The sequence below is a fragment of the Pseudoclavibacter sp. CFCC 14310 genome (genome assembly GCF_008831165.1).
Classification (GTDB): domain Bacteria; phylum Actinomycetota; class Actinomycetes; order Actinomycetales; family Microbacteriaceae; genus Pseudoclavibacter_A.
This window is the reverse complement of sequence record NZ_WBKC01000001.1, coordinates 532,245-557,403: the sequence shown is the minus strand read 5'-3', so window position 1 is coordinate 557,403 and position 25,159 is coordinate 532,245. Positions and strand designations below refer to the sequence as shown.

The 25,159-nt window shown below is 66.8% G+C and carries 17 protein-coding genes; 10 read left to right on the top strand and 7 right to left on the bottom strand.

What is annotated here, in order from left to right:
* Positions 1-33: 33 nt before the first annotated feature.
* Both F8O06_RS02430 and F8O06_RS02425 read right to left on the bottom strand, forming a co-directional pair.
* Positions 34-2,919, bottom strand: coding sequence for a UPF0182 family protein (locus F8O06_RS02430; RefSeq protein WP_318655637.1), 2,886 nt, complete (start codon positions 2,917-2,919; stop codon positions 34-36).
* Positions 2,920-3,087: 168 nt separating this feature from the next.
* Positions 3,088-3,900: a PDZ domain-containing protein gene (locus F8O06_RS02425; RefSeq protein WP_192496806.1), complete on the bottom strand. Its 813-nt coding sequence runs from the start codon at positions 3,898-3,900 to the stop codon at positions 3,088-3,090.
* A 50-nt stretch (positions 3,901-3,950) separates the two neighbouring features.
* Between F8O06_RS02425 and F8O06_RS02420 the strand changes: the two genes are divergently transcribed.
* Together F8O06_RS02420 and F8O06_RS02415 are read left to right on the top strand one after the other, a co-directional pair.
* Complete coding sequence (locus tag F8O06_RS02420; protein ID WP_158037278.1) at positions 3,951-5,315, top strand: zinc-dependent metalloprotease; 1,365 nt, start codon at positions 3,951-3,953, stop codon at positions 5,313-5,315.
* A gap of 61 nt (positions 5,316-5,376) precedes the next feature.
* Positions 5,377-6,489 (top strand): hypothetical protein, encoded by a 1,113-nt coding sequence (locus tag F8O06_RS02415; RefSeq protein WP_158037277.1) that lies wholly within the window; start codon positions 5,377-5,379, stop codon positions 6,487-6,489.
* Here the strand turns inward: F8O06_RS02415 and F8O06_RS02410 are convergent.
* Positions 6,458-8,131 (bottom strand): ATP-dependent helicase, encoded by a 1,674-nt coding sequence (locus F8O06_RS02410; RefSeq protein WP_158037276.1) that lies wholly within the window; start codon positions 8,129-8,131, stop codon positions 6,458-6,460. The two genes, F8O06_RS02415 and F8O06_RS02410, sit on opposite strands and share 32 nt — an antisense overlap.
* A 22-nt stretch (positions 8,132-8,153) precedes the next feature.
* On the opposite strand from F8O06_RS02410, the gene F8O06_RS02405 reads away from it, so the two are divergent.
* A complete protein-coding gene (locus tag F8O06_RS02405) occupies positions 8,154-9,446 on the top strand; it encodes a phosphotransferase (RefSeq protein WP_192496805.1) in 1,293 nt (430 codons plus the stop codon).
* Between the two features lie 39 nt (positions 9,447-9,485).
* On the opposite strand, the gene F8O06_RS02400 is transcribed toward F8O06_RS02405, so the two are convergent.
* Positions 9,486-12,782: an ATP-dependent DNA helicase gene (locus tag F8O06_RS02400; RefSeq protein ID WP_158037274.1), complete on the bottom strand. Its 3,297-nt coding sequence runs from the start codon at positions 12,780-12,782 to the stop codon at positions 9,486-9,488.
* Positions 12,779-16,168, bottom strand: coding sequence for an ATP-dependent helicase (locus F8O06_RS02395; RefSeq protein WP_158037273.1), 3,390 nt, complete (start codon positions 16,166-16,168; stop codon positions 12,779-12,781). The genes F8O06_RS02400 and F8O06_RS02395 overlap by 4 nt, the downstream gene beginning before the upstream one ends.
* 207 nt (positions 16,169-16,375) lie before the next feature.
* On the opposite strand from F8O06_RS02395, the gene F8O06_RS02390 reads away from it, so the two are divergent.
* Positions 16,376-16,600 (top strand): DUF3107 domain-containing protein, encoded by a 225-nt coding sequence (locus F8O06_RS02390; protein WP_158032074.1) that lies wholly within the window; start codon positions 16,376-16,378, stop codon positions 16,598-16,600.
* 63 nt (positions 16,601-16,663) lie between these two features.
* Here the strand turns inward: F8O06_RS02390 and F8O06_RS02385 are convergent, their stop codons facing one another.
* The gene (locus tag F8O06_RS02385; protein ID WP_192496804.1) at positions 16,664-17,428 is read right to left on the bottom strand and encodes a ferritin-like fold-containing protein; all 765 of its coding nucleotides are present in this window, start codon (positions 17,426-17,428) and stop codon (positions 16,664-16,666) included.
* A 182-nt stretch (positions 17,429-17,610) separates the two neighbouring features.
* Between F8O06_RS02385 and F8O06_RS02380 the strand changes: the two genes are divergently transcribed.
* The gene (locus tag F8O06_RS02380) at positions 17,611-19,122 is read left to right on the top strand and encodes a DEAD/DEAH box helicase (RefSeq protein WP_158037271.1); all 1,512 of its coding nucleotides are present in this window, start codon (positions 17,611-17,613) and stop codon (positions 19,120-19,122) included.
* A 169-nt stretch (positions 19,123-19,291) separates the two neighbouring features.
* Here the strand turns inward: F8O06_RS02380 and F8O06_RS02375 are convergent, their stop codons facing one another.
* Positions 19,292-20,305: a 4-hydroxy-3-methylbut-2-enyl diphosphate reductase gene (locus F8O06_RS02375; RefSeq protein WP_225733371.1), complete on the bottom strand. Its 1,014-nt coding sequence runs from the start codon at positions 20,303-20,305 to the stop codon at positions 19,292-19,294.
* 254 nt (positions 20,306-20,559) lie between these two features.
* On the opposite strand from F8O06_RS02375, the gene xseA reads away from it, so the two are divergent.
* The 5 genes from xseA to F8O06_RS02350 all read left to right on the top strand — a co-directional run bounded on the left by xseA (position 20,560) and on the right by F8O06_RS02350 (position 24,977).
* Positions 20,560-21,819 (top strand): exodeoxyribonuclease VII large subunit, encoded by a 1,260-nt coding sequence (xseA, locus tag F8O06_RS02370; protein ID WP_158037269.1) that lies wholly within the window; start codon positions 20,560-20,562, stop codon positions 21,817-21,819.
* A gap of 10 nt (positions 21,820-21,829) precedes the next feature.
* The gene (locus tag F8O06_RS02365) at positions 21,830-22,150 is read left to right on the top strand and encodes an exodeoxyribonuclease VII small subunit (RefSeq protein ID WP_158037268.1); all 321 of its coding nucleotides are present in this window, start codon (positions 21,830-21,832) and stop codon (positions 22,148-22,150) included.
* The gene (locus F8O06_RS02360) at positions 22,137-22,802 is read left to right on the top strand and encodes a DUF4245 domain-containing protein (protein WP_158037267.1); all 666 of its coding nucleotides are present in this window, start codon (positions 22,137-22,139) and stop codon (positions 22,800-22,802) included. Before F8O06_RS02365 ends, F8O06_RS02360 begins: the two co-directional genes overlap by 14 nt.
* A 44-nt stretch (positions 22,803-22,846) precedes the next feature.
* Complete coding sequence (locus F8O06_RS02355) at positions 22,847-23,518, top strand: carbonic anhydrase (RefSeq protein WP_158037266.1); 672 nt, start codon at positions 22,847-22,849, stop codon at positions 23,516-23,518.
* Between the two features lie 67 nt (positions 23,519-23,585).
* Positions 23,586-24,977: a class II fumarate hydratase gene (locus F8O06_RS02350; protein WP_225733338.1), complete on the top strand. Its 1,392-nt coding sequence runs from the start codon at positions 23,586-23,588 to the stop codon at positions 24,975-24,977.
* The last annotated feature ends 182 nt before the right edge of the window (positions 24,978-25,159 follow it).

The following is a 25,159-nucleotide window of genomic DNA, read 5'->3' as shown; positions in this document are numbered from 1 at the left end:
CTGCCGTCGTTCACCGTCGCTGAGCGCGCCGCATCACTGCTGCGCGCTGATCGCCCGTTGCAGAGCGTCCTGCAGCTGCTTGTCGGCCGTACCGAACGCCGCCCAGTCACCCGAGACACGAGCCTGTTCACGAGCGTCCAACGCTGCCTTGGCATCTTTGAGGGCCTGCGCGACCGCTGGATTCGACGAAGTGCTCGTGCCACCGTCTGTGGACTGCCCGTTGTCGGTCGGCGCCGCAGACTGCCCGTCGGACGACGGCCCTGCCTGCCCGGGGCCGTTCTGCCCGACGATCGCACCCGAGTCACCGCCGAAGATGTCGTCGAGCGCTTTGTCGAGCGTGTCTTCGAAGGCGACCTTGTCACCGAACGAGACCAGGATCTTGCGCAGCAGCGGGTATGAGGTCTCGCCCGTCGAGCGCACGTAGACCGGCTGCACGTAGAGCAGGCCGCCGCCGACCGGCAGCGTCAGCAGGTTGCCGCTGCTCACCGTGGTCTGTCCCTGACGCAGCAGGTTCAGCTGTGTCGACACGGTGTTGTCCGAGTCAAAGAGGTTCTGCACCTGACCAGGACCAGGCACGCTGGTCTCGCCCGGCAGCCTCAACAACGTCAGCTTGCCGTAGTCTTCGCTTCGCTTGCCGTCGGCCCCTTCGCCATCACCGTTGGCGGCCAGATAGCCGCGCAGCACGTTTCGCGAGCCGCCCGAACTCTGCTGGATCGGAATGAAGGTGCTGTACAGCGAGAACGCCGTGTCGGTCTGCCCGGGAAGACGCATCGACAGGTAGTACGGCGGCTGCTTCGTCGAGGTGTCCGAGCCGGACTGCGGATCAGCAGGAACCTGCCAGGCGTCTTCACGCGAGTAGAACGAACCGGCATCGGTCACATGGTAGGTGCCGAGCACGTTGCGCTGAGCCTTGAACATGTCGGTCGGGTACCGCACGTGTGAGAGCAGCGCCGAACTCATCTCGTCAGCCGACTTGACGGTGTTCGGAAAGACCTTCTGCCACGCCTGCAGCACAGGGTCTTCCTGATCCCACGCGTAGAGCGTGACCGATCCGTCGTACGCATCGACCGTCGCCTTGATGGAGTTGCGCATGTAGTTGATGGTGTCGGTTGCTGGCCGAGCAGCAGATGACGCCCCGTCGTTGATGGCCTGACGGTAGCTCTGCTGCTGCGAGTAGGGGTACTGATCGCTGGTGGTATAGCCGTCGACCACCCACTGCACGCGACCGTCGACGACCGCCGGGTAGGGATCCTGGTCGAGTGTCAGATACGGCGCGACTTTCTGCACGCGATCGATCGGGCTGCGGTCGTAGAGAATCTGCGAGGAGTTGCTGACCGCGTTCGAGGTCAGAATCTCGATCGATCCGAACTTCATGGAGTAGAGCAGACGGGTCAGACCGTTGTCGAGCTTCGGCCCGCCGTCGCCCGAGAACGTGGTGTAGGTCTGATTCGACTCATTCTGCTCGCCTTCGTCGGGATTCGCGCTGCTGCCCGACGGGTAGTCGAGCTCGCGCGGCGACTCGCCTTCGGGCGCGCCCACGATCGAGTAGCCCGGCGACTTCTCGCCGAAGTAGATGCGCGGCTCGAACGACCCGAGATCGCCGCTGGTGGGAATGCCTCCCTCGAAGAAGATCGGCTTGCCGTCTGAGGTGACCTGGTTGCCGTAGGCGGCGACCACGCCGTAGCCATGGGTGTACACGATCGAGTTGTTGTACCAGGAGTCGCTGGGCTGCTGGCTGAGCTCGCGCACCGACAGCACGGTGTCGACGCTCTGACCGTCGATCTTGTAGCGATCGACGTCGAGCTTCGAGCCGAACTGGTAGTACTGCTTGTACTGCTGCAGCTGTCGGAACGTGTCGCTCACCAGATCGGGGTCGAGCAGGCGGATCGACGCCGTGGTGTCGACATCGCTGCGCAGCGCACCGGCCTTGGCATCGGTGACGGCGTTGTAGGGCTGCACGTTCACTTTGTCGATGCCATAGGCCTCACGCGTGGCATCGATGTTGCGCTGCAGGTACTCGGCCTCGAGACTGCGCTCGCTCGGCTTCACGACGAAGGTCTGCACGCCCCATGGGTAGGCCACGCCGATCAGCAGCGAGGTCGCCACCAGGACGGCCGCGCCCACGACCGGGATGCGCCAGCGACCGGTGACTGCGGCGAACACGAACCCGAGGGCCACCAGCACTGCGACGGCGACCAGAATGGTGCGGCCCGGAATCTGGGCGTTGACGCCCGAGTATCCCGCGCCGGTGAACAGCCCCTGCGGGTCGGTCAGCTGCTGATAGCGCTCGAGCCACAGGCGCACGGCGTGCAGCGCCACATAGACGGCGATGGTCACGGCGAGCTGCACGCGCGTGCCCTTGGCCACTCGCAGGCGCCGGTTCTCGATGCGGATCGATCCGTAGAGATACGAGATCGCGACGAACACGATGCCGCTGAGCAGCACTGAGAAGAGCAGGTAGCCGACCAGCTGCTGGTAGAAGGGCAGCTGGAACAGGTAGAAGCCGGTGTCAAGCCCAAACTGGGGGTCAGTCTCGCCGGTGGTGCCGCCGTTGATCCAGAGCGCGGCGGTCGTCCACCGACTCGCGAAGTAGAGTGCGCCGAACAGGCCGAAGAGGATCGGGATGCCCCAGGTGATGCCCTTGCGCAGCGGCTCGAGCACCTGCTGATACTGATCGAGTGTGGCGTTCACCCGCACATACGTCGGCCGTGAGCGAAAGGCGAACCAGACGCTCACCCAGAGCGGTCCGGCGAGAAGCACGAAACCGATCAGCCCCATCAGCCCGCCGGCGAACCACTGAGTGGTCAGCACGTTGAGAAAGCCCACCTGTCGGTACCAGAGCACATCGGTCCAAACGGCGGAGGCGGCGAAGAGCAGAGCAATGATCACGGCCAGCGCGATGATGCTGATCACAGCCACCCGGCGAGTTCTGTTGGGGTGTGTCACAGGGCTACGGGGGTCAGACACGATGGTGCGCTCCTTCGCGGGGTGGCCGGTGCTGCTCGGTCAATGCGTCATGTCATTCTAGCCAGCACCCGCTGACACCCGGTCAGTCGAGCGGCCTATTTCGCTGCAGGCTGACGGCGGTCAGCGTGCGCACTGAGGCAGCCCGGCGACGCTCTTCGTCGTCGAGATGGTGTCGAGTGCATGCAGCGCGTCGTCGAGCGAGGCGACCGAGACGACCGTCACGGAATCGGGGATGCCGCCCGCCAGTTCGGCGCAGTTGGCCTCGGGGACCAGAAACCAAGGCGCTCCGTGATCGCGAGCGGTGAGCACCTTCTGACGGATGCCGCCGATCGGCCCGACATGGCCGGCAGCATCGATGGTGCCAGTTCCTGCGATCGTCTCACCGCCGGTCATCGAGCCGGGGGTGAGCTTGTCGATGATGCCGAGCGAGAACATCATGCCGGCGCTCGGTCCGCCGACTTTGTCGAGACTGATCTGCACCTGTGGCTTGCTCTCGGCATCCTCGAGCCCGAGATGGTTCAGGGCAGCGTCGACGGCTGCCTGTTGGGAGGTCGTCATCTGCTCGGTGGTCTCGCGTTCCTGGTCGTCGAACGTCTGTCCTGGCGGGTACACGGCGTCGAGCGGCAGCACCGTTCGCGTCGGATCGACCCAGGCGGAGGCGGTCTGCACCCAGTTTGGCTGAGCTCGCGGGCTGCCGAGCACGCGAACGGTCAGCATGTACAGGCTGCCGGTCGTCGGATAGGTCGGTGCGCCGGTGATGTCGAGCACCGTTTTGGTCTCGGTCTGCCCTTCGTCGGTCACCGTGCCGAGCACGTCATAGGCAGGCCCCTCTTCGCGAATCACATAGGGACTCGGCGTGAAGGCGCAGATGATCAGCGCTCCGGCGGCGACGATGGTCGCGAGTCGGCTCAGGCGGTGACGAGCGATGGGCATGGCGTGAATCACACTAGTGTACCGTTGTGACGAACACCAAGGAGGTCTCCATGGTTTCCCCTGAGAATCCATCCGAACCACAGGACGACGGCTCCGACGACGAGTTCCAGCGTCTGCTGAAGCAGCTCCTCAGCGGTGATTCCGAAGGGCTCGCAAAGGCAGCCGGACTCCCCATCGACCAGCACGCGATCGCTTCGATCATCGCCTCCATCCAGCAGGCCGCGGCAACCCCTCCCGGTCAGGTCGACTGGTCGCAGGCCCGCGAGCGCGCGCAGCAGGTCGCGCATGCCGCCGAGGTCGTGCTCACCGATGACGACCGCGCCCGTGCGTCCAACGCCTTCGACATCGCTCGGCTCTGGCTGAGCGAGGCCACCGCGTTCGAACCGGTCTCGACCGGCCGCGTGATGAGCCGCACCGAGTGGGCACGTGAGACCCTGCCGTTCTGGCAGCAGCTGTGCGAACCGGTTGCGGGCAGCGTCGCCGAGGCTCTGCTCGAGGCGCTGCGCAGCAATCTTCCAGAAGAAATGCGGGCCTCATTGGGTCAGGCCGTGCAGGTCATGCGCGCCATGGCGACGACCGTCTTCGTCGTCCAGCTCGGCCAGGTCGTCGGCCAGCTCGCAGCAGAGACGGTCTCGGCCAACGAGATCGGCATCCCCGCGATGCCTGACAACGAGCCGGCGCTGCTGCCGCAGAACATTCACGAGTTCTCACAGGGTCTCGAAGTGCCGGTCGAAGAGATCACGATCTTCCTGGCCACGCGTGAGCTGGCACATGTCGCGCTCTTCCGACACGCTCCCTGGCTGACCAGCGAGCTCACCAGCGCCATCACCTCGTATGCCCGCGGCATTCAGATCGATGTGAGCCGCATCGAGTCTCTCGGCGGCGAGATCGACCCCTCTGATCTCGACTCACTGCGCGGGGCTGTGCAGCGCGGCGAGCTCATCCCGCCGCGCACTGACGACCAGAACGCGGCGCTGGCGCGCATCGAGCTGCTGCTCGCACTCATCGAAGGCTGGGTCGACACAGTGACCGGCGCCGCCGTGCGTCGGCTGCCGAAAGGTGCCGCTGTTGCCGAGGCCGTCACCCGCCGTCGAGCGATCGGCGGCCCGGCTGAGCATGCCTTCGGCACGCTCATCGGCCTCGAGTTCCGCCCTCGTCAGCTGCGCAAGGCCGCAGCGCTGTGGTCCAAGGTGACCGACGCACTGGGCAGCGCCGACCGCGACGCGATCTGGCAGCACCCTGATCTCCTTCCGACCACCGACGAACTGGATGCCCCCGAGGCGTTCATCAGCCGTGCTCGCGGCGACGAGCAGACTGACTTCGATCGTGATCTCGCCCGTCTGCTCGAAGGCGACCTGCCCGATTCGCCGAAGCCGGACGACGAGTCCGAGGACGACGCCCCAAAGCAGGATTAGTCGTCGCCGAGCCTGTGGAGAATCGTTCGCGCCGTCGAGCGTTCTCTCGCATACTCGCAGCATGAGCACTCGAACGCCCGCCTCATCAGCCTCACCGCCGCCTCTCGGCCCGTCGACGCTTCAGCTGCACCCGAAGCATCCGCTGCTCTGGCGCGCAGGTGGGCGGTTGCAGGTCGGTCTGCAGCAGCCTGTCGTCTTCGACGACACGACTCCCGGCATCGAGTCGCTTCTCATCGCACTGCAGGGCGGTGTGACCGACGACGAGCTGCACCGACTGGGCGCGCAGGGCGGGCTGACGCCGGCATCCGTCGAAGGTCTGCTCACGCAGCTCGGTGAGCGCTGCCAGCGCACCCCGCAGCCGCTGAGCCTGCACCGACTGTGGAGTGTGCGCCCCTCGCACACGCTCTCCGAGCACCATCGCGCAGGCGAACGCGTTCGGCGAGCGCAGGTCGCCGTGACCGGGCATGGGTCGCTGCCTGCGGCCGTTCTGCGCACCCTGGCCGCGAGCGGCTGCACGTCGCTGCGCCATCTGCCCGACCCCGCGGTGCCGTACGGGCTCGACGGCTCGCCGCACCCGGCCGACCGATGCCGCGAGCTGCCCGCTGAGTCGGCGCTGCGCCAGCCGGTCTCGCCTGGCGCGTGGCACGAGCACGACGTGCAGATCGCCGATCTCTACGGCTGTGCGATCATGAACGGCGGCGACTCCCGCGACGATCTGACGATCATCTGCGGCTACGGCCCGCCGCATCCCGCACAGTGGACGCCTCTGCTGCGCGACGATCGCGTGCATCTGAGCGTGTGGGCCACCGCAACGGGCGCCATCGTCGTCGGGCCTCTGGTCGTGCCGGGCCAGACGGGCTGTCTCGGCTGCGTGCATCAGCACGCTCGCGATCAGATCGATGACTGGGCGCTCCTCTGTGATCAGATGTGGCGACGTGCACGCCTCGCCCCGCTGGCCACTGATGTCGCACTGGCCACTTCGCTGGCAGTGCGCTGCGTCCTCGATGCTCTGACGGCCGCTCCGAACCTGCTCTCTCAGGTCTGGAACCGACGCGTCGTGGTGCACGACGGGCAGACACGGCTGCTGCCGCACGAACCGCATCCGCGATGCCTCTGCCGTGATCAGCCCTTCGACGAGACGCTCAGCGCTCCGAGAGAAACCTCGACGGCCTGACCACGCGACCGGCCACACGTTCGGGATACGACAGGTGCAGTGTGCGGCGCGCTCTCGTGACCGCGACGTACAGCAGTCGCCGCTCTTCGTCGATCTGCGCAGCGTCGGTGCCGCCGCCGAACGGCAGGTAGTCGTCGGTCAGACCCACGACATGCACGTGGTCCCATTCCAAGCCCTTGGCGGCGTGAATCGTCGAGATCATGACCGTCTCGGTGGGCGGCGGATGCTTCTGCTCACGCCGTTCGATCAGCTCACGATTGAAGACTGCCAGCTGCGTTCGCTCGCCGGCGTCGACGCAGAGACGACGAATCGCGTCGAGCGACTCCCACCGCTCGCGCACGGCACCGGCCTGCGACGGCGGCTCTGCCTTCCAGCCGGCTTCGCCGATCGCTTTGAGCACGGCCGGCAACGCGAGCGCTTCGGGCGTCGAGGCCGCGGCCACCCCGATCAGCAGCATGGTGTCGACCACCTCGCGACGCGCGAAGAACGGGGTGGCGCTGCGCAGCCTGTAGGGCACTCCGGCGTCAGCGAGCGCCTGCTCGTAGCGGGCGGTCTGCCCGTTGACGCGCATCAGCACCGCGATCTCGCCCGGGCTCTCGCCTGAGGCGATCTGCGCACGGATGCGGGCTGCGACCAGTGTGGCCTCCTGCGACTCGTCTGAGGCGCTGTTGAGCATCGGTGTCGGCCCGGCGGTCGGCGAGTGCAGCTGCACGGCCCCGGGTCTGCCGGCCATGATGCGGTTGGCCAGCGCCACGATCGGTGCAGTCGAGCGATAGTTGCGGCTCATCTCGATCGACGTCGTGCCGGCGAACTCATTCTCGAAGTCGAGCAGGTAGCGCGGATCGGCCCCGGAGAACGAGTAGATCGTCTGGCTGGGGTCTCCCACCACGCACAAATCCCGGCGCCGTCCCATCCATTCGCGCAGCAGGTCGTGCTGCACGGGCGAGACGTCCTGGTACTCGTCGACGACGAAGAAGCGGTACTGATCGCGCACTTCGTCGGCGACGACCGGCTCCTGGCGCAGCATCCCGGTCATCGCCAAAAGCACGTCTTCGAAGTCGATGCTGCGGCGCTGCTCTTTCAGCCGTTCGTACCGCATCATGATCGCCGCGACCTGCTCGTCGGCGAGACCGTCCACTCCGGCGTGGTCGCTCAGCAGATATCGTTCGACCGTCAGCGACCGAACTTTGCGCCACTCGATCTGCGACGAGAGGTCACGCAGTCGAGCGGTGTCGATGCTCTCGATGCCGCAGGCCGCCGCCGCCTCGGCGATCACCGGTGCCTTGGAGGTCAGCAGGTTCGGAAGTCTGGTGCCCAGCACCCGAGGCCAGAAGTGTCTCAGCTGCGCGAGGGCGGCGGCGTGAAAGGTACGGGCGGCGACCGGAGGCAGACCGAGTCGCTGCAGACGCAGCCGCATCTCGGCCGCTGCACGACTGGTGAAGGTGAGCGCGAGCACTGAGCTCGGCTGATAGATCTGCTGCTGAATGCCCCAGGCGATGCGATGCGTGATGGCCCGCGTCTTGCCGGTGCCTGCGCCAGCGAGCACGCGCACCGGCCCCGTGAGCGCCTCGGCGACCGTCCGCTGCTGCACGTCGAGCCCGCCGAGCAGGTCGTTGTGCGTGGCGGTCGCTGGTGACGGCATCCTCGTCCTCTACTCTGGTCACATGAGTCGGTCCCCTCTCACATTAGCTGCACTCGCCGCTTCGGCACTTCCCGGCCTCGAGGTCACGTCGGTCGCGATGCACACCGCCGGCACCACCGGTGACTACGACTCTGCCGTAGTGGCCGACGGCCAGAACCGGCACTTCATCATCCGAGTGCCAAACTCCCCGACCGCCTACCGTCATCTCGAAGAGGAGCTGAAGTCGCTCAGCGCCCTCAGCGCAGGCATCCGCACCCGGCTGCCCTTCCAGGTACCCAGCGAGGCTGGTCGCGTCGAGTTCTCCGGAACGGCCGCGCTGATCTACACGTACATTCCGGGCGTGCTCATCGACATCGCCGACCTCAACCGCGACTCCCCGACCACCGCATCCCTCGGCCGCGCGCTGGCAGCGCTGCACACGCTGCCCACCGGCTTCGTCGACGACTACGGGCTGCCGCATGAGCATCCAGAAGTCGTTCGGGAACGCTCGCGAACGATCATCGTGCGCGCCGAGAAGACGCGCTTGGCGCCGCGCGCGCTGCTCGACCGCTGGCTTGCGGCGATCGATGACGACGGCCTGTGGGAGTTCGAGCCGACCGTGGTACATGGCGAGCTCGACGACCAGGCGGTGCTGATCGAGGCCGACGAGGTCTCAGGCGTGCTGAACTGGGGCGGGCTGCGCATCTCAGACCCGGCCCTCGACTTCTCATGGCTGATGCACTCGGCTGTGCTTCAGGCGGTCGATGCGGTCTTCGACGCCTATGGGTCGGCCCGCGGCGAGGGTGCGCTCAAGTCGCTGCGCCGGCGCGCCACGCTCTATGCCGAGCTGCAGGTGGCCAAGTGGCTGCTGCACGGAGTCGACAGCGAAGACGCCAAGATCACCGAAGACGCCAAGCACATGCTGCAGGATCTGGCCGACCTGGTCGACGGCAACTACCGCCTGCTGCTGACCGACCCGATCTTCGAAGCCGAGCGCCCGACGGCGGATGCCGGACCAGGCACGCCTGACGACTTCCGTGCCGAGCGAGGTACGGACAGCACGGAGCACTCCGGTGATCGTTCTGATTCTGCGGAGCAGCCGAAGGAACCGATCGTGGTGACCGAGCCGATCGAGATCGTCATCGAAGAGGAGACCGACGAGGTCGTCGTCGCCGAAGTCATCGAAGACGACGCAGAAGCCCCGGACGCAGGCGACCGCGCTGAGACCGATGCCGACGAGACGGACGGCGACGACTCGCACCGTGCTGCGGCGAACGAGGAGAACGCCACGATCGTCGAAGACGACGCGCCGGAGTCTCCCGCCACACGCGCCTGACCGGCACGAACCGCAGCTGGCACGGCGCCTGCCACGGCATCACGAGGCGATGGTCGCCCACCGTTCGGCGAGCTCGTCAGCCGTGAAGAAACGTGACGGTGCGATCTCCCGGTCGTCTGCGACGTAGTAGAACCGTGCCGAGACATCGGCCACGTCGACGCCGGCATGCTGAGCCCAGGCCAGACGGTAGAGCGCCAGCTGAATCTGTCGCTCTTCGAGTTCGCCCGCGGTCTGCGGGGCCCGCCCGGTCTTCCAGTCGACGACTTCGTAGCCCTCGTCGGTGCGGAACACCGCGTCGAGTTTGCAGACGGTCTGCACGTCGCCCAGCGGCAGACGGATCTGCGTCTCGACGGCGACCGGCTGAGCGGTCGCCCACCGGCTGCGTTCGAACGTCTCTTGCAGCCGTGCGAGCTGCGCGCTCGCCTGTTCGTCGAGCACCGTGGGCGCGGTGCCGGGGCGTTCCTCGGGATCGAGCCCGTCGGCGCGGAGGCGGCCCTGCTCGTCGAAGGCCGACGTCGGCTGTAGGTCGTCGAAGAGAGACTCCGTCGTAAGCGAGAACTCCTGGTCGCTGACCCGGTAGCGCCGTTCGACCCATTCGTGAAAGAGTGTGCCCACGCGGGTCTCGCGGTGCGGTTCGGTGGGCATCGGTCGATACAGCTGTGCCGCGACGGCCACGGGGTCGGTGAGGAACTCGTGCATGCGCGATGCGGCGACGCGACTCGGCAGTTCGATGCTGAGCCCACGGCCGGCATCGGCACGTTCTTTCAGCAGCGCTTCGATCGGCACCTTCCAACCGCCGATGTCAGGCCACGTGGCAGGATCGGCGCCCAGCGCTGCGGCGTCGGGCGCCGATTCCACGGCTCCGACGGCCGCCGCAGCAGCAGCGACCGATGCTCGGCGTGCGCCGAGCGGATCCTGTGGCCATGGAAACTGGTCGACACCGTGGTCGACCGGTTCGGGCTGCCCCGTGAATTCTTCCGAGAAATCGGTCAGCACGCGGCGTTCGACCAGCTCGCTGAGAAAGACGCTCGGCGTGCGCGCTCCAGCTCGCTCGGCCCGGTAGGCGGAGCAGGAGAGCAGCAGGTCGTCGCGTCCGCGGGTGAATGCGACGTAGGCGATACGGCGTTCTTCGTCGAGATGACGACGCTTCTCGTGTTCGCCGAACGCCTCGAGCGTCTCGCCGAACTCAGCGGCATCGGCCGCGGTGCGCCAGGCCAGCTCGGGCAGATCGAGGCGGTCACCGCGAAACTCGTAGGGCAGCTCACCGGCTGACAGCCATCCCTTGGTCGAAGTCAGGCGTGCGGGCATTTCACCTTGGACGAGCCGCGGAACCGCGACGTGATCCCATTCCAGCCCCTTGGCCGCATGCACCGTCAGCAGCTGCACGACGCCTTGCTGCGCTTGGGCCCCTTCAATCGAAAGACGCTCTCGACGTTCGACCTGGGCGATCCATGAGAGGAACCCGCCGAGGGTGCTGGCCGGAGCACTGTGCATGTATTCGCTCGCCTTCGCGAGCAGCGCATCCAGATTCTGCATCGGTCGGCGCAGGCTCTCGTTGGCTCGCAGCTCGACGTCGATGCCCAGACGTTCGATGACCAGTCGCATGAACTCGGTGAGCGGCAGGTGCGCCTGACTGCGCAGCGAGCGCAGCAGCGCACCCGCGTCATGCAGCCGATGCACACCTGCTCGCGAGAACCCGGCGCGGGTGATGAGACGCTCGACGCGAGGCCCTCCGGAGACCATCAGATCGAGGGCGTCGACCAGCGTGGCGTGGTCGTCTCGGGCGACCGACTGCCTGAGCCGTTCGCGCACTGCCGGGGCCAGCTTCTGCAGATCGGCGTCATAGCTCGCCAGCTGTCTGGCGAGGCTGCCGAGCGCCTGTAGGTCGGCGGGGCCGACCCGCCACCTGGCACCGGCCAGCAGTCGCACCAATGAGTTGTCGGCGTCGGCGCTGTGCACGACGCGCAGTGCACTGAGCAGGTCGACGACCTCGGGCGCTTCGAGCACGCCGGCGAAGCCCACGATCTCGTGCGGCACTCCGGCTCGGGCCAGCGCCTGCGCGAAGACCGGCATCAGCGCACGCGCGCGAAACAGCACCGCTCCGGTGGACGTGTCGGACATGCGATCGCGCATCCAGGCAGCGACCGCATCTGCCTCAGCCTCGAGATCGGCCGACACCGACACCTGCACCGCCCCGTCTGGGGCTCCCGACCGTGACTGCAGCCGCACCACGGGCACCGACGAATCGGCACCGGCATCGGCGACCAAGGCATTGGCGACGTCGAGGATGCTTCGGCTGTTGCGCCAGCTCGTCGCCAGCTCGAAGTTCGCCGGAGCACCCTCGGTGCCGAAGTCGCGGTGAAAGCCCTCGAGATTCTCACTGCTCGCTCCGCGCCAGCCGTAGATCGACTGGTTCGGGTCACCGACGGCCATGACCCGCTGCCCATGAAAGAGCGTGCTGAGCAGCCGGGTCTGCGACACCGACGTGTCTTGGTATTCGTCGAGCAGCACGGCGTCGAACTGCTGCCGATACGGCTCGGCCGCGCTCGGGTCACGCCTGATCGCTTCGAGCGCCAGGGCGACCTGATCGGCGTACTCGATGAGCCCGCGTTCGCGCTTGCGCCGCTGGTACTCGACCGCGAGCGGCACCAGCGTCTGCAGACTCTGCACCGCCGAGACGCTGTCGGTGACCTCTTTGCCCGGCCCAGGCTTGCGAGCGCGCGGTTTGGGCGGCAGTTCGGTGAGCCTGGCGAACTCCTGCGCGAAGCGAAGCACGTCATCTGGCTCGGCGTTGTTGTCGATCATGGCATGTGTGAGAGTGAGCAGCATCTCGGCGACTCGGGTCGGCGACTTGCCGAGTTCGTAGAGCGACTCTTCATCGTCAGAGGCGAGCACGACCTCGTGGGCCAGCCCCCAGGCGCCGGCCTCAGTGAGCAGCGTCGAGTCGGGCTCACGACCGATGCGCAGGGCGTTGTCCTGAAAGAGCATGTTGGCGAACGAGTTGTAGGTCGACACAGACGGCGGCTCGCTCAGGTCGACCGAGTCGACCAGTCCGGAGCGCACGAGGGCCCGCAGCGCCCCGTCGATGCGCGACGACAGCTCGCTGGCGGCCTTGCGGGTGAATGTGAGTCCGAGCACCTGATCTGGAGAGACCACCCCGTTGGCCACCAGCCAGACCACACGACGCGACATCGTCTCGGTCTTGCCCGCACCTGCGCCGGCAATCACCAGTGCAGGCTGGTCGCCCTCGTGCTCGATGACCCGACGCTGCTCCTCAGTCGGCGGAAAGATGCCGACGGCCTCAGCGATGCGAGCCGCGCTGATTCGCTGCGTCATTGTACCTCCTGAATGTGCTGCACCGGCTGTCGAGCCGGCATCGTGGTCTCGCCGAGCGTGTGGATGTGTGTGGTCGCCGCGCTGCCGTCTCCCTGTTTCGTGCGGGCGAGGTCGGCCCAGAACTCACTGCCGGCCATCCCCCGAGCGAGTTGGTCGACCAGGGTACGTGCGTTGGCGAGCTGCTGCGCGTCGAGGGCCGCCTGCACGAGCGGCTTGTAGCTCTTGCGGTCTCCGCCGACGAAGACGAGCATCGCCTGCTGCAGCTTCGAGGCGTCGACTCCGTTGACCGCTCCGGCGGCCACAGCGACCTGATAGGCCAGCAGCTGCAGGTTCTCGGCCACCTCGGCCTCTTTGAAAGGCTTGCCGGTCTTGAGATCGATGATGCGGACGGCCCCGTCTGGCAGCTGTTCGATGCGGTCGACGGTTCCGACGATCTCAGCGATGCCGCACTCGGCGGTGAACCCCTCTTCGAGGGCGATCGCCCGCGCCCCGATCTTGTCGGCGTCGAGCATGTACGAGCGCATGTTGCGCAGCCGATTGGTGACGTCGTCGAGCATCATGCGCGACTGCCATGGCGTCTCGAAGTCGAGCTCGCCCCACCGTGACCGCACCTGGCCGACCAGACGGTCGAGATCACGGTGGTGCTCTTCTTCGGCCTTCTGAAAGGCCTCGTGTATCAGCGTGCCGATGCCGGTGGACATTCCGCCGCTGTCGACCCCGATGTGCCCGAGGAACCAGGCGAGCGGATCGTTCTGGAACATCTGCAGCGACGAGGGAGAGACGCGCACCAGAGGCCCTTCGACGGCTTCTGCCGCTGTCGCTGCGACCGCCTTCTGACTCCCGCTGCTGTCGACAGTCTCGTCTGCGGGCGGAGCGTCGAGGTCGCCGGCGAACGGATCGAGCTCGGTGAGCGGCTCGGTCGTGCTCAGGTCGGCCAGCCCGGACCATTCGGTCGGAGATGCTCCGCGCACATCGGCGTGCGCGAGCACGACCAGCGCCCGAGCGGCGATCTGGTCGTCCGGATGCTCGTTGAGTCGGCGTCTGAGCGTGCCGACCACGCCGCGCAGGGTGTACCAGCCGTACTCTTCGCCTTCGGCCGGTTCAGTGCTGACGATGTCGTCGAGCATTCTGAGCATCATGCTCGGCGCGTTGTCTTCGTCGATCACCGTGGTCAGCAGCACATGCGAGCGCGCACGGCTCAGCGCCTGCACGAACATGCGCAGCTCGTCGTGCAGCACCTCTCGACGGCGGTCGACGTCGTGCTGACCGCGCACCGTCTCGACGAGGTGTTCGGCGCCGAGCAGCGTATTGCGCTGACGGATGTTCGGCCAGGCACCGTCTTGCAGCCCCATCACCACGACTGTGTCGAACTCGAGGCCGATCGTCGCTGACGCCGACCCCAGGAACACGGCGTCACGACGCCCCGTGTGGGCGAGCGAGTCTTCGGGCACGCTCTGCTGCAGCTGCTGTTCGACGAACTCGCCGGCATCGGCTTCGGGAAAGCGCTCGACATGACGCTGTGCCGAGGCGAAGAGCGCGACGACGGCGTCGAGTCTGCGGTTCGCATCGACGGCGGCGACCCCGCCGCTGAGCGCCTGTTCGCGCCACTCGTCGGCGACCCCGGCACTCTGCCAGGCCAGCCAGAGCAGCTCGACCGCGGGAGCCTGACGCTCGTTGCCGTGTGCGATCTCGCTCAGCAGGGCGGCGAGCCGGTCGACTTGTGCGACTGCCCCAGCCAGCGGCCCGGCGTGCGGCAGCCCGGTGCCGCTGTGCACGGCGTCGACGAGCAGTTCGGAGGCGCGCCGCTCGCCACCCCCGGCCAGTTCGTGTTCGCGCAGCGCACGCCGCACACGCCGGAGGTGCACGCCGTCGAGCCCGCCGAGCGGTCCGGTCAGCAGTTCGGTGACGACCTGTTCGTCGAGTTCGCGCAGCCCGCAGCCGACCTCGACGGTGCGCAGCAGATCGAGGTTCACTGCCTCGTCGCGCAGCGCTCCCGAGACGCCCGAGAGCGAGACCGGAACGCCTGCTGCCGCGAGCTGTCGAGAGAGCTGCTCAAGCTCGCCTGACGACCGCGTCACGATCGCCATCTGCGCCCAAGGCAGATGCTCTTCGAGATGTCGCCGGCGCAGCACGCCGGCCACGCCGGTGATCTCGTCGCTCGACGTCGCAAACGATTTCGCCGCGATTCTCCCGGTGCCTTGGCCTGCAGGCTCTGTCTTCGCCTCAGTCGTCGGCGCTGACCCGGCGTCAGTCTGGCGCTCGGCAGTCTCGATTTCTTCGACAGCCTCTGGGCTTTGGGCAGCTTCTGGGTTCTGGGCAGTCGATGGTCGTTCGACCGCGGTCTGCAGCGCCCGGCGCTGTTCGCCGGCGGATGCCGTACCGATGTGCTGCATGATCTCGCTGACGGCATGGGCAAGCTGGCCGTGCAGCCGATGGCTCTTCTCGAGCACGACCTGCTCGGCACGCACGCCGATCTCGGCGTGCAGACGTGCGACGAGATCGGGGCGACCACCGCGGAACCCGTTGGTCGCCTGATCGGGATCGCCGAAGGTCACCAGCCGGGCGCCACGCTGCACGAGTGGCCGGAGCAGCCCGATCAGCGCGGCAGTGCTCTCTTGGAGGTCGTCGACGAGTACGAGTCGCAGACCCCCGAGCTCTGCAGGCGGGTGGTCAGCCAGCACCTCGGCCGCTGCTGAGACGAGTTCACTGGAGTCATAGGCCGTCGCGGTCTCTTCGATCGCCTTCTTCACGGCGAGGTACTCGTCGAAGAGCTGAGCGCCGGCCGCCCATTCGGCACGGTTCGTCGTCTGCCCGAGCTCTGCCAGGCCCTGTGGGGTCACTGCGTATTCATGCGCACGGCCGAAGAGCTCTCGCAGCTCGGTGCGGAACCCGCGCAGCTCGCGCACTTCGGGCCCGATCACCGGCGGCCAGGGCAGTGAACCGCCTGCGACATCCGCCGTCTCATGGCCCTGCAACAGCTCTTGCAGCAGGCGATCCTGCTCACCACCGGTCAGCAGACGTGGCGGCGTCTGGCCGTGCGCCAGCGCAACCGCGCGCAGCACTTCAAAGGCGAGCGACGCCGCCGTGCGCACGAGCGAGCTCGCCGACACGTCGCGCAGCCCGGCGTCGATCAGCGTCGACAGCGATGCCGCAGACTGCCTCGACGAGGCGATCACCAAGATCTGCTCAGGGCGCACGCCCCGGTCGAGGGCGTCGAGCACCGTGGCGGCGAGCGCGGTCGTCTTTCCTGTTCCCGGGGCGCCCAGCACACGAAGATGGCTCTGCTGTGAGCGCTCGATCACCTGCAGCTGCGACGCGTCGAGCACAGATCGGTCGAGCACCCGGTCTGGTGCGGAGGCACTGGTGGTGAATCTGATCTCGGGCATGTCTCAACGGTACGACACCCCTCCGACACGACTCATGAGAGCTCTGCGCGGATGCCATGCGGATTTGTGCGCCGAGAGCGGAAATGGCCCCGGAGAGGTCTGACTCCGTCGGCCCCGTGATCGGCGGTGACCTAGACTGAGACCCGCATGTCGTCGTCTTGAGACTGCTCGATATGAGCGTTTCGCAGACCAGAGTGAGGAGTCCCTATGGAGGTCAGAATCGGTGTTCGACAGAGCGCTCGTGAGCTCAGCTTCGAATCGGCTCAGAAGCCGGAAGAGGTGACCGATGCGGTCAGCACGGCCATCGCCGATGAGCACGGCGTGCTCAAACTGATCGATGACAAGGGGCGCCTCTTCGTCGTGCCCTCAGCCGGCATCGCCTACGTCGAGGTCGGCCCGCAGGAGACCCGCCGCGTCGGCTTCGTCTCCTGACGAGGCAGCATCCCGAGCAGCTGAGGCTGCGGGCTCGCCGACCTGGCAAGAGACGCGAAAACGCTAGGCGGTGAGCCCGAGCCTCTCCATGCGCGCCGTGTGACCCGCGATGAGGTCGGCGTGCACCGCCTCGATCTGCGAGATCACCTGCTGCACTTCGTCATCGCGATGCAGCGATGTGTCACGCAGCGCACGCAGCACCGGATCCGGCAGCACCATGAGCGCGCGGCACCACAGCAGCGAATCGCCCACCAGGCGACGCCCCCACATCGCCAGCCGATCGGCAAGCCAGTCCGTTCGCTCGATCTCCTGTGCGAGCACTGCAAGCGCAGCATCCGCTTCAGCGCGCTCAGCGACCGGCCAGCGCAGGCCCGTGCGCAGTTTCGCACCCTTGCCGAGCCGTGCCACGAAGTCGTCGGCGAACCCGTCGACCAGATAGACGGCGAGCACCGCCTCCTGCCACAGGTTCGGGCTGAGCCGAGACCACAGTTCGTCAGAGTCGGCCTGATGCACCTGCACGCCACCGAAGTCCAGCTCGCTGTCTCCCTGGCCGAACGCACCTCGATAGTGACGATGCCGAGTGAGCAGCTCTTCGGCGACCGAAGCGGTCTGTGCACGCAGGTCGGGCTGCTCGATGAGCGGCAGCACGCCGGTCAGATACTCGAACGCCGCCAGTTTGAAATAAGCGAGCGTGCCGACCAGCACCTCGGAGTCCGGGGCGAGAAAGTCGATGCGCACGTTCGTCGGGCGAGACGTGTGGGCAGACTCCGAGCGCGAACGAACACGCAGCTCGGTGCCCTTCTGGCGGCGACGAAAGAGTTTGAACACGCGCTTAATCGTACCCGCAGTCGGTGCAGCCCGATGGCAAACGGCCGCTGACCCGGTAGAATCGCGGTGATGCCTGATGACAGGCAGTGGAGATCAGCGCCTTGGGTGCCCGGTCGGTGACGCGACGCACACGTCGTTCCCGACCCGCGAGCACCGATCGGCGCGCAGATGAAAGAACACACGTGACCACCTTCAGAGAACTGAACATCGACGACACCATCGTCTCGGCCCTTGACGAGAAGGGCTTCGAATCGGCCTTCCCCATTCAGGAACAGGCCATCCCCCTCGCCCTCAAGGGCAACGACATCATCGGCCAGGCCAAGACCGGCACCGGCAAGACTCTGGGGTTCGGGCTTCCCGTGCTGCAGGAGCTCGGCGAGCACCCCGAAGACCATGTGCAGGCCCTCGTGGTCGTGCCCACCCGCGAGCTCGCACAGCAGGTGTACGAAGACCTGCTGTTCGCCGCCTCGCACCGCCCCGACGTCAAGATCGCCGCGATCTACGGCGGCAAGTCATATGACGATCAGATCGCCGCACTGAACGATGGCGCGCAGATCGTCGTCGGCACCCCCGGCCGCCTGCTCGACCTGAACCAGCAGCACATTCTGCAGCTGGGCCGGGTGCGCTTCGTGGTGCTCGACGAAGCCGACAAGATGCTCGACCTGGGCTTCCTGCCCGACGTCGAGCGCATCTTCTCGAAGCTGCCCGACGTGCGCCAGACCATGCTCTTCTCGGCGACCATGCCGGGAGCGATCGTCTCACTGAGCCGCCGCTTCATGACGCACCCCATCCATGTGCAGGTCGTCGACCCTGACGAAGGCCTCACCCAGGCCAACATCGACCACTTCGTCTACCGCGCGCATCCGCTCGACAAAGACGAGATCATCGGTCGCATCCTGCAGGCCGAGGGCCGCGGACGCACCGTCATCTTCACCCGCACCAAGCGCGCGGCGAGCCGTCTGGCAGACGAGCTCGACGACCGAGGGTTCAAGGCCGTCGCCGTGCACGGCGACCTCAACCAGGATCAGCGCGAGCGCAACCTCAACAAGTTCCGCAACGGCGAGGCCGACGTGCTGGTCGCCACCGATGTTGCCGCTCGCGGCATCGACGTCGACGACGTCACCCATGTGATCAACCACAGCATCCCCGAAGACGAGAAAGACTATCTGCACCGCGTGGGCCGCACCGGCCGCGCCGGCAAGCATGGCATCGCGGTCACCTTCGTCGACTGGGAGGACGTCGCCCGCTGGGGCATGATCAACAAGGCCCTCGACTTCGGCCAGCCCGAGCCGACCGAGACATACTCGACGTCACCGCACCTGTTCAGCGACCTGAGCATTCCCGAAGACGCCACCGGTCGACTCAAGGCCTCGACGCGCAGCAACGAGCGTCACAGCTCGCGTGGCGGTCATGATCGCGGCGGGCGCGGCGGTCGCGACGGCCAGGCCTCGCATGACGGACGCCGTGGCGGACGCAGCGGCAATGGGCGCGGCCGCGAGCACGGAGACCGCGATCGGCGCCATGACGGGCAGCGCGATGCCCACCGTTCGAACGCCGGGCAGCAGGACGAGGCGAAGCAGGAGCAGACGGGCGCGACCACGAAGCCCCGTCGTCGTCGCCGTCGCCGCAGCCATGGTCAGAGCGGCGAAGCCGCACAGGGCAGCGGTCAGCAGACCGGCTCCTCAGCCGAATAGCCGAACCTGACCTGCACGCAGCGCGGGCGATTCGAAATGCACGATGGGTGTGTGCGTCTTCGGATCGCCCGCGTTTCTGCGCACCTCACCGTGGCACGTTCAGCGGCCTCATCGGTCGGGGGCAGGCGGGCGTCCGGGTCAGCGGGCGTCCGGTCAGCGGGCGTCCGAATCAGCGGGCGCGACCGCCCAACCCGGTCTCCTCGCCGGCGGCCGCCAGATCTCGACGCAGCTCCTTGGGCAGTGAGAACGTGAGGTCCTCTTCGTCGGTGCGCACCTCTTCGACGTCGTGCCAGCCGGCTTCGGCGAGCGCGGCCAGCACTTCGTCGACGAGCACGTCGGGCACTGAGGCACCCGAGGTGATGCCGATGGTGCGCACGCCGGCGAGCCATTCCGGCTCGATCTCATGTGCGAAGTCGATGCGGTGCGCGGTCCGAGCGCCGTGATCGAGGGCGACATCGACGAGCCGCATCGTGTTCGACGAGTTGGACGAGCCGACGACCAGCACGAGATCGGAGCGCGCCGCGATGTTCTTGATCGCAATCTGACGGTTCGACGTGGCGTAGCAGATGTCGTCGCTCGGTGGGCTGACCAGCTCGGGAAAGCGCTCGCGCAGCCGCTCGACCGTGCGCATGGTCTCGTCGACCGAGAGCGTGGTCTGGCTGAGCCAGACGGTCTTCGCCGGGTCACGCACAACCACTTTGTCGACCTCGCTGGGATCGTTCACGATCTGCACGTGATCGGGTGCCTCGCCTGAGGTGCCTTCGACCTCTTCGTGCCCGCGGTGGCCGATCAAGAGGATGTCGTAGTCCTGTTTCGCGTATCGCTTCGCCTCGCGATGCACTTTGGTGACGAGCGGGCACGTGGCGTCGATGGCCTGCAGCTCTCGTTCTTCGGCCTCGGCGACGACGCTCGGCGCGACGCCGTGGGCGCTGAAGACGACGTGGGCGCCGACGGGCACCTCGTCGAGTTCTTCGACGAAGACCGCCCCGTCTTGCTCGAGTTCTGCGACGACATGTCTGTTGTGCACGATCTGTTTGCGCACGTAGACGGGGGCGCCATAGATCTTGAGCGCTCTCTGCACAGCCACGACGGCGCGGTCGACTCCTGCACAGTATCCGCGTGGGGCTGCCAGCAGCACCCGTCGAGGGGGCAGACTGTCATCATCAGCGATCACCGGCAGCACCGGCGCTGCGCGGGGAACGCGTGGAGTCGGCACGAAGACGGGATCGTTCGCGGCTTCTGGTGTCACACCCCCATGATACGGTGCCACCGTTGCCGCAGCAGCTGACTGCGCGCTCGGCACGCGGCCAGCTGGCAGAGGAAGCGCGGCGGCTCGAGCTGCTGGCAGAGCGGCGGGCCGTGTGGGCAGAGCGGTCGGCCGTGTGGCGAACCAGACATGGTTCTGCCGCAGCGCGGACGACATGAGACAGGAGCACGATGAGCGAGCAGGTTCAGCACGACGGCCCAGCGACGGCCGACGCACCTTGGTCGGTCGCGCGAGTCGCGAAACAGCTCAAGGGCTACATCGACCGTCTCGGCGGCATCTGGGTCGAAGGCGAGATCACCCAGTGGAACGTGCGCGGCGGCAACGTCTTCGGCAAGCTCAAAGACCTCGAGCAGGACGCCACGTTCTCGTTCGCCATCTGGTCGTCGACCGCTCGACGCATCGATCTCGGCGAGTTCAGTCAGGGCGACCGCGTCGTCGGGCTCTTCACACCGAATTACTGGCCCAAGGGCGGCTCACTCACCTTCGTGACCTCACAGCTGCGCCATGCCGGGCTGGGCGAGCTGCTCGAACGGCTCGAACGCCTGCGCCGGCAGCTGGCCGCCGAAGGGCTCTTCTCAACCGACCGCAAGCGGCGCCTGCCGTTTCTGCCGGGCATGATCGGACTCATCACGGGAGCGAACTCAGACGCTGAGAAAGACGTGCTGCGCAACTCCGCCCTGCGCTGGCCGGCTGTGCGCTTCCGCACCATCCACACCGCCGTTCAAGGCGAACGCGTGCCTGACGAAGTCGTGGCCGCGATCCAGCAGCTCGATGCCGACCCTGAGGTCGAGGTCATCATCATCGCCCGCGGCGGCGGCGACTTTCAGCATCTGCTCGGCTTCAGCGACGAACGGGTGCTGCGCACAGCGGCCGCAGCACACACGCCGATCGTCAGCGCCATCGGCCACGAGAACGATCGCCCCCTGCTCGACGAAGTCGCTGATCTGCGTGCGTCGACCCCGACCGACGCCGCCAAGCGCGTGGTGCCAGACGTCTCTGACGAGCTGCTGCGCACCACGCAGGCGCGCACTCGGCTGCTGACCGCGATGAGTGGTCGTCTGCGCAACGACCACGAACGACTGGTGCAGCTGCGCAGCCGCCCGGTCATGCGCGACCCCGAGTGGATGCTGCACGAACGTGCCGAAGACGTCAATCGGCTGCGAGACCGGTCTTCGGAGCTCTTCGTTCGCACGCTCGAGCGCGGGCACAGTCAGATCGAGGCTCTGCGTGGGCACCTCGTCGCGCTGTCGCCTCTCGCCACGCTCAGGCGCGGGTACTCAATCGCCCGGCGTGATGACGGCACCGTGCTCACGAACGCGGCCGATGCGGCCGTCGGGCAGCAGATCATGGTGCTGTTCGCCGAAGGCGAGCTGCAGAGCACCGTCGACCAGATTTCAGACCATCATCTCGCCGCATCAGAGAGAAAGTAGACTGTCGATCATGGCTCACGACTACGCACAAGAGGTCGCCGACCTCTCATACGAGACCGCCCGCGACCAGTTGGCCGAGACGGTCAACCGTCTCGAGCAGGGCGGTGCGACACTCGAAGAGTCGCTCGAACTCTGGGAGCGCGGCACTGCCCTCGCCGACCGCTGCGAGCAGTGGCTGACCGGTGCCCGCCAGCGCCTCGAAGCCGCACAAGAGGCCTCTGCCGCCGGTCAGCAGAGCGCTGCAACAGCCGGTGCCGCTGAACCGGGAGCAGCCGGCCAAGACGCGACCGGCGCGCCCGCGACGACCCCAGGCGACGATGATGTCTTCTGATCAGACAGAGTCCACTGATCCAGCAGCAACAACATCGATACAGTCCGGCGCAGGGGAGCCTCCGCGCGGCCCGGTGCCGTCGCAGGCCTCTGATTCGGCCAAGAAGCACCGCGCCCAGCAGACGCTGCGCAATCTGATTCTGGCGATCATCGCGTGCGTGGGAGTCCTCGTGCTGATGCTCGTCGTGGTGCCGCGAGACGACTCGCCGATGCACACTGCCGTCGACTACCAGGGCACGGCACAGGGCATCCAGCCGACCGTCGACTGGCGCCTCGCCGTTCCTGAGCCGGGCTCCGGTTGGCAGGCGAATCGTGCCGACATCGATCAGGAGCCGACGAACCAGCTGCAGGTGTGGACGATCGGATTCGTCACGCCGAAACACCAGTACATCCGTTTCGAGCAGGTCAAGGGCGCGAACCCGACCTGGGTCAGCCAAGACCTCGACGGCCGACGTCCGACCGGGCAGATCGACCTCTCCGGCCACACGTTCACCGTCTATGACCAGCGTGACTCCCCCGACTTTCAGAAGGGACAGAACAACTACGCGCTGACCACCGAGGTCTCGGGAACTACACTGATCTTCAACGGAACAGCCGATGACGACGAGTTCGCCCAGCTGATCGACGCGACTTTGACCTCGCTGAACAGCTGACCCCCGATCGGACGAACCGCCGCACACCGGCACGAAGGAGAGCCATGAGCGAGCTGGATCTTGGTACGCCCCAAGAGGTGTGGAACGACCTGCAGGAGGGCAACGATCGCTTCGCCACGATGCGCTGTCGCCACCCGCATCGCGATGAGGCTCGCCGGCAGGAACTTCTGACCGGGCAGTCGCCCAAAGCCGTCATCTTGGGCTGCGGTGACTCCCGTGTGCCTGCCGAGATCGTGTTCGACGTAGGCCTCGGCGACCTCTTCGTGGTTCGCAACGCCGGCGCAGTCATCGGCACCAGCATCCTCGGATCGATCGAGTTCGCGGTCGGCTCGCTGCACGTTCCCCTGGTGATGGTCATGGGCCACGAGAGCTGCGGCGCGATCGCCGGAGCCATCGCGGCCGCCGACCCGGCACAGCCGACGCCTCCCGGCTACTTTCTCGAAGAGCTGCTGCACCGCATCAAACCGGCGGTCACCCAAGCCGAGCGCGACGGCGATTCCTCCCCGCGACACATCGGCGAGCTGCAGGTCGAGAACACGGTGCAGGCGATCATGGAGCGTTCTGAACTCGTCGCCGCTGCAGTGACCCGGGGCGAGACCGCCGTCGTCGGCGCCATCTACGATCTGAGCACCTCACGCGTGCGGCCCATCACCGCTCGCGGCCTCGACATCGGACAGACAACCGCGAGCAACGCCGGACGCGAACTGTCGCTCTGACCCCCGCCGCATCCACCTCGAAGCTGCACGTGCAACGCAGCACAGAACAGAAAGAAAGGCTGTAACAGTGACCGAATACCGCATCGAGCACGACACCATGGGAGAGGTCCGGGTTCCTGCTGACGCGCTCTACGGCGCGCAGACGCAGCGAGCCGTCGAGAACTTCCCGATCTCGGGAACCGGACTGGAGCACCGGCACATCGCCGCGCTGGCGCACATCAAGAAGGCCGCCGCCCTGGCGAACGCCGAACTCGGCATTCTCGACCGTGACATCGCGCAGGCGATCGCCGACGCCGCTGACAAGGTCGTCACCGGCGAGTACGACCGGCACTTCCCGATCGACGTGTACCAGACGGGTTCCGGCACTTCGTCGAACATGAACACCAACGAAGTGCTGGCCACGCTCGCGTCGCAGGCACTCGGCAAGCCCGTGCACCCGAACGACAACGTGAACGCCTCGCAGTCGTCGAACGATGTGTTCCCGACCTCGGTGCACGTGGCCGTCACCGGCGCACTGCTCGAAGACCTCATTCCGTCGCTTGACGAGCTCGCTCGCTCGCTCGAAGCGAAGCGCGACGAATGGAAGGACGTCGTCAAGGCCGGCCGCACCCATCTGATGGATGCCACGCCGGTCACCGTCGGTCAGGAATTCGGCGGCTACGCACGTCAGATTCGTCTGGGCATCGAGCGCGTCGAGGCCGCTCTGCCACGCGTCGCAGAGGTGCCCCTCGGCGGCACGGCCACAGGCACCGGCATCAACACGCCCAAGGGCTTTCCGCAGAAGGTCATCGAGCTGCTGCGCGAAGACACCGGGCTGCCCATCACCGAGGCGAAAGACCACTTCGAGGCTCAGGGAGCACGTGACGCACTGGTCGAGGCGTCGGGCGCACTGCGCACCATCGCGGTCAGCCTGATCAAGATTCAGAACGATCTGCGCTGGGCGTCATCAGGCCCCAACGCCGGTCTGGGCGAGCTGCACCTGCCCGATCTGCAGCCCGGCTCATCGATCATGCCCGGCAAGGTCAACCCGGTGATTCCCGAGGCGGTGCTGCAGGTCGCCTCGCGCGTCATCGGCAACGACACGGTTGCAACCTGGGCTGGCGCCTCGGGCAACTTCGAGCTCAACGTGCAGATTCCGGTGATCGCCAATGCGCTGCTGGAGTCGATCCGTCTGCTCACGAACTCGACGCACCTGCTCGCGGTCAAGACAGTCGACGGCATCAAGGTCAACGTCGAGCGTGCTCGCCAGCTGGCAGAGTCGTCGCCGTCGATCGTCACGCCGCTGAACCGCGTGATCGGCTATGAGAACGCAGCGAAGATCGCCAAGTACGCCGTGGCCAACAAGGTCACCGTGCGTGAGGCGACCATCGCTCTCGGCTTCGTCGAGCGCGGCGAGATCACCGAAGAGCAGCTTGACAAGGCTCTCGACGTGCTGTCGATGACCTCGCCCAACCTCTGATTCACACGCTTCCTGCGGGGAGTGGCCGGCGCCTGATCGGGCGCCGGCCACTCCCCGTTTTCTGTGCAGGGCACTCCCCTCGATCACCGCTCATTCTGATCAGCCCGGATCTGATGTTCAGAGCGTGCTGAGCATCTCTTCTTCACAGGCCGACGGCTCGGTAAAAGTGGCGCAGCCGTTGG

What these genes read in the sequence shown, in the direction of transcription:
- F8O06_RS02425 (WP_192496806.1), bottom strand. Translation starts at nt 3,900, where the DNA reads ATGCCCATCGCTCGTCACCGCCTGAGCCGACTCGCGACCATCGTCGCC.
- F8O06_RS02420 (WP_158037278.1), top strand. Translation starts at nt 3,951, where the DNA reads ATGGTTTCCCCTGAGAATCCATCCGAACCACAGGACGACGGCTCCGAC.
- F8O06_RS02415 (WP_158037277.1), top strand. Translation starts at nt 5,377, where the DNA reads ATGAGCACTCGAACGCCCGCCTCATCAGCCTCACCGCCGCCTCTCGGC.
- F8O06_RS02410 (WP_158037276.1), bottom strand. Translation starts at nt 8,131, where the DNA reads ATGCCGTCACCAGCGACCGCCACGCACAACGACCTGCTCGGCGGGCTC.
- F8O06_RS02405 (WP_192496805.1), top strand. Translation starts at nt 8,154, where the DNA reads ATGAGTCGGTCCCCTCTCACATTAGCTGCACTCGCCGCTTCGGCACTT.
- F8O06_RS02400 (WP_158037274.1), bottom strand. Translation starts at nt 12,782, where the DNA reads ATGACGCAGCGAATCAGCGCGGCTCGCATCGCTGAGGCCGTCGGCATC.
- F8O06_RS02395 (WP_158037273.1), bottom strand. Translation starts at nt 16,168, where the DNA reads ATGCCCGAGATCAGATTCACCACCAGTGCCTCCGCACCAGACCGGGTG.
- F8O06_RS02390 (WP_158032074.1), top strand. Translation starts at nt 16,376, where the DNA reads ATGGAGGTCAGAATCGGTGTTCGACAGAGCGCTCGTGAGCTCAGCTTC.
- xseA (WP_158037269.1), top strand. Translation starts at nt 20,560, where the DNA reads ATGAGCGAGCAGGTTCAGCACGACGGCCCAGCGACGGCCGACGCACCT.
- F8O06_RS02365 (WP_158037268.1), top strand. Translation starts at nt 21,830, where the DNA reads ATGGCTCACGACTACGCACAAGAGGTCGCCGACCTCTCATACGAGACC.
- F8O06_RS02360 (WP_158037267.1), top strand. Translation starts at nt 22,137, where the DNA reads ATGATGTCTTCTGATCAGACAGAGTCCACTGATCCAGCAGCAACAACA.
- F8O06_RS02355 (WP_158037266.1), top strand. Translation starts at nt 22,847, where the DNA reads ATGAGCGAGCTGGATCTTGGTACGCCCCAAGAGGTGTGGAACGACCTG.